The sequence below is a fragment of the Streptomyces sp. NPDC059456 genome (genome assembly GCF_042750055.1).
Taxonomy (GTDB): Bacteria; Actinomycetota; Actinomycetes; order Streptomycetales; family Streptomycetaceae; genus Streptomyces.
Map to the genome: position 1 here is coordinate 1 of NZ_JBHYVA010000695.1, position 4,454 is coordinate 4,454.

Consider the following 4,454-nt stretch of genomic DNA (forward strand, 5'->3'; position numbering starts at 1 on the left):
CACCGGCCCCGATCCGTTAAGCCGCGCCCCGGGGGTCCCGGTCGGCACAGCCGACCCCGCCCCGCCAGCGCCGCCTCACCCGCCCCGCCGACCCCGCCCCGCCCCAGGTTCTCTTCCGCCCCGGGGTTTCGTGCCCGGACCCGCCGGTTCAGGCCGTTTCTCGGGGTGGGGGTGTCGTCAGGTCGATCAGGCGGCAGACCGTTTCGATGTCGATCTTGACCTGGGCGATCGAGGCGCGGCCCGAGAGCCAGGTGATCAGTGCCGAGTGCCAGGTGTGCTCGATCACCCGGACCGCGGAGAGCTGTTCCGCCGTCGGCGGGGCGTCCAGGCCCATCGCGTCGAGGATGATCGCCGTGGTCAGCCGGGACACCGTGTCCACCTCGGGGCTCACGCTCCGGTCCGCGAACGTCAGCGCGCGGACCATGGCGTCCGCGAGGTGCGGTTCGCGCTGGAGCGCGCGGAAGGCCCGCATGAGGGTCTCCGCCACCCGGGCCGCCGGGTCCTCACCCGCCGGGGGGCGTTTGCGGAGCGTCGTGTGCATGTGCTGGAGCTGATCCTGCATCGTGGCGACGAGGAGGTGCACCTTGGACGGGAAGTACCGGTACAGGGTGCCCAGCGCGACCCCGGCCGCCTCGGCGACCTCCCGCATCTGGACGGCGTCGAAACCGCCCCGGCCGGCCAGCTGGGCACTGGCGTGCAGGATCCTGCGGCGGCGCGCCTCCTGGCGCTCCGTCAGGGGAGGGGACGCCGTCGCGGCGACGGCTCTCTCGACGGCTTTCGCTTCCGCTGTCATCTGTCCCGTTCCATGGCGTTCCGTGTCGTTGCGGTGCTGACTTCCGGGCTGTTCGCGTCGTGATCCGGTGGTGGTCCGGCGGGTGATGGTCAGGTGATCGGCGGCCAGCATGGCAGGCGCCCGAGCCGTGGCGCGAATCACCTGCTCCGCCTCTTACGGTGTGGTTTCCGGCCGGTAGATTCAATGGTCTTCGACGGATCAAGTCTGAAACTTGTTCTACATTATGCGAGCGGTTACGCTCCGGCGAAAGTTGCAGCGAGAAGGGGGCCGAGAGTGACCGCTGAGGCCATGGTGACGAGCCCTTTCGCGGGTTCCGCCACCGACGGCGACCGCCCGTTGCGCATCGCACTCCTCACCTATAAGGGGAACCCGTTCTGCGGCGGCCAGGGCGTCTACGTCCGGCACCTCTCGCGGGAGCTCGTGCGGCTGGGGCACTCCGTCGAGGTCATCGGCGCGCAGCCGTACCCCGTCCTCGACACCGGTGCCACGCTGACCGAATTGCCGAGCCTCGACCTGTACCGGCAGCCCGACCCGTTCCGTACGCCCAAGCGTGACGAGTACCGGGACTGGATCGACGCGCTGGAAGTCGCCACGATGTGGACCGGCGGATTCCCCGAGCCGTTGACCTTCTCGCTGCGGGCCCGGCGTCACCTCGCGGCCCGCGCGGGCCAGTTCGACGTCATCCACGACAACCAGACGCTCGGCTACGGCCTGCTGGCCGGTCTCGGCGCGCCGCTGGTCACCACGATCCACCACCCCATCACCGTGGACCGGCAGCTGGACCTCGACGCCGCGCGGGACTACAAGAAGCGGCTCTCCGTGCGGCGTTGGTACGGCTTCACGCGGATGCAGGGGCGGGTCGCCCGCCGGCTGCCCTCCGTGCTGACCGTCTCCGGGTCCTCCAGGCAGGAGATCGCCGAGCACCTGGGCGTGCGGGACGAGCGCATCCACGTCGTCCACATCGGCGCCGACACCGACCTGTGGTCGCCCGACGCGTCCGTCGCCGAGGTGCCGGGCCGGATCGTGACGACCTCCAGCGCCGACGTCCCGCTCAAGGGCCTGGTCCACCTCGTCGAGGCGCTCGCGAAGCTGCGGACCGAGCAGCCCGAGGCGCACCTGGTCGTCGTCGGCAAGCGCGCCGAGCAGGGGCCGGTCGCCCGCGCGATCGAGTCGTACGGGCTCCAGGACGCGGTCCGCTTCGTCAAGGGCATCACCGACGCCGAGCTCGTGGACCTGGTGCGCAGCGCGCAGGTCTCCTGCGTGCCCTCCCTGTACGAGGGCTTCTCGCTGCCCGCCGCCGAGGCGATGGCCACGGGCACGCCGCTGGTCGCCACCACCGGCGGTGCCATCCCGGAGGTCGCGGGCCCCGACGGCGAGACCTGCCTCGCGGTGCCGCCCGGCGATGCGGGTGCGCTGGCCGCCGCGCTGGGCCGGCTGCTGGGCGATCCGCAGCTGCGGGCCCGCCTGGGTGCGGCCGGACGCGAGCGGGTGCTGTCCCGGTTCACGTGGGCGAGAGCCGCCGAGGGCACCGTCGCGCAGTACCGCGCCGCCATCGAGCGGTCGGCGGCCCGTACCCGCAGCGCCCGGTGACCTCCGCTCCATGACGTCGATGCTTCCCGGGCACCTCCGGCATCCTCGCCGCCCCCGGCCCTCCCGCCACCCGCTCCACCCCCTCCACTCCCGCGATTGCGAAGGCAGGACCCCGTGCTGACCGTCGATTTCTCCCGGTTCCCGCTCGCCGCAGGCGACCGTGTGCTCGATCTGGGCTGCGGCGCCGGCCGGCACGCCTTCGAGTGCTACCGGCGCGGTGCCCAGGTGGTCGCAGTCGACCGCAACGGCGAGGAGATCCGCGAGGTCGCCAAGTGGTTCGCCGCCATGAAGGAGGCCGGTGAGGCGCCGGCCGGTGCCACCGCCACCGCGATGGAGGGCGACGCGCTGGCCCTGCCCTTCCCCGACGAGTCCTTCGACGTCGTCATCATCTCCGAGGTGATGGAGCACATCCCCGACGACAAGGGCGTGCTCGCCGAGATGGTCCGCGTCCTCAAGCCGGGCGGCCGCATCGCCATCACCGTGCCGCGCTACGGCCCGGAGAAGATCTGCTGGGCGCTGAGCGACGCCTACCACGAGGTCGAGGGCGGGCACATCCGCATCTACAAGGCCGACGAACTGCTGGGGAAGATGGCGGCCGCCGGTCTCAAGACGTACGGCACCCACCACGCGCACGGCCTGCACTCCCCGTACTGGTGGCTCAAGTGCGCGTTCGGCGTCGACAACGACAAGGCGCTGCCGGTGAAGGCGTACCACAAGCTCCTGGTCTGGGACATCATGAAGAAGCCGCTCGCGACGCGGCTCGCGGAGCAGGCGCTGAACCCGGTCATCGGCAAGAGCTTCGTGGCGTACGCGACGAAGCCGCACCTTCCCGTCGGCGCGGCGAAGTGAGCTCGCCCGGGCGCACCGAACGCCTGGTCCTCGACGGGGTGCTGACCGCGGAGGAGGCGGCCGGGACGGTGGCCGGCATCCTTGCCGCGCAGCGCTCCGACGGGGCCATCCCCTGGTTCCGCGGGCACCACCTAGACCCGTGGGACCACACCGAGGCCGCGATGGCCCTGGACGCGGCGGGCGAGCACGAGGCGGCGCAGCGGGCCTACGACTGGCTGGCGCGGCACCAGAACGCCGACGGCTCCTGGTACGCGGCGTACGCCGACCGGCCGGACGGGGTGGACACCGCCGAGCCGCAGGACGCGAGCCGGGAGTCCAACTTCGTCGCGTACATAGCCGTCGGTGTCTGGCACCACTACCTGGCCACCGGCGACGACCCGTTCCTGGACCGGATGTGGCCCGTCGTCTACGCGGCGACCGAGTTCGTCCTCGGCCTGCAGCAGCCGGGCGGCGAGATCGGCTGGAAGCGGGAGGCCGACGGCACGCCCGTCACGGACGCGCTGCTCACCGGCTCCTCCTCGATCCACCAGGCGCTGCGGTGCGCGCTGGCGATCGCCGAGCACCGTGAGGAGCCGCAGCCGGACTGGGAGCTGGCGGCGGGTTCCCTCGGGCACGCGATCCGGCGGCACCCGGAGCGGTTCCTGGACAAGTCCCGCTACTCGATGGACTGGTACTACCCGGTGCTGGGCGGTGCGCTCGCCGGCGCCGAGGCGAGGGCGCGGATCGAGAGCCGCTGGGAGGAGTTCGTCGTCCCGGGGCTCGGTGTGCGCTGCGTGCTGCCGAACCCGTGGGTGACGGGCGGGGAGTCCTGCGAGCTGGCCCTCGCCCTGTGGGCGATCGGCGAGTCGGACCGGGCGCTGGACGTCCTGCGGTCCATCACGCACCTGCGGGCGGACAACGGCATGTACTGGACGGGCTACGTCTTCGACGACCAGGCGGTGTGGCCGGTCGAGCAGACGACCTGGACGGCCGGGTCGCTGCTGCTCGCCGTGGCCGCGCTGGGCGGGGACGAGGCCACCGGGGCGGTGTTCGGGGGGCTGGAGCTGCCGTCGGGACTGGAGCCGGACTGCTGCGGTTAGCCCGCGCAGGACCGGACGGACGGAAGGGGGCCCACCCCCGGGGGGGGGCCCGCCACGAACGGCGGGGGGGCCGCCGACGGGTTGGCCGCCCCCACAGACTAGGGACCCAGCAACGCACCACCCCCCCCCACCACCCCACCCCC

General features: G+C 72.5%; 4 protein-coding genes. 3 read left to right on the forward strand and 1 reads right to left on the reverse strand.

The genetic code is table 11. The features are described 5' to 3' along the window. Positions 1–148: 148 nt before the first annotated feature. Positions 149–793, reverse strand: a complete 645-nt coding sequence (locus ACFXA3_RS36595; protein WP_385194487.1) for a TetR family transcriptional regulator — start codon at positions 791–793, stop codon at positions 149–151. Positions 794–1,066: 273 nt separating this feature from the next. On the opposite strand from ACFXA3_RS36595, the gene ACFXA3_RS36600 reads away from it, so the two are divergent. From ACFXA3_RS36600 to ACFXA3_RS36610, 3 genes are all read left to right on the forward strand, one after another. Then, positions 1,067–2,383: a glycosyltransferase family 4 protein gene (locus ACFXA3_RS36600; protein WP_385194489.1), complete on the forward strand. Its 1,317-nt coding sequence runs from the start codon at positions 1,067–1,069 to the stop codon at positions 2,381–2,383. Between the two features lie 114 nt (positions 2,384–2,497). Beyond that, on the forward strand, positions 2,498–3,232 hold the full coding sequence (locus ACFXA3_RS36605) for a class I SAM-dependent methyltransferase (RefSeq protein WP_054223236.1): 735 nt from the start codon (positions 2,498–2,500) through the stop codon (positions 3,230–3,232). After that, complete coding sequence (locus ACFXA3_RS36610; RefSeq protein WP_385194491.1) at positions 3,229–4,311, forward strand: prenyltransferase; 1,083 nt, start codon at positions 3,229–3,231, stop codon at positions 4,309–4,311. The genes ACFXA3_RS36605 and ACFXA3_RS36610 overlap by 4 nt, the downstream gene beginning before the upstream one ends. Positions 4,312–4,454: the final 143 nt, after the last annotated feature.

What these genes read in the sequence shown, in the direction of transcription:
- ACFXA3_RS36595 (WP_385194487.1), bottom strand. Translation starts at nt 793, where the DNA reads ATGACAGCGGAAGCGAAAGCCGTCGAGAGAGCCGTCGCCGCGACGGCG.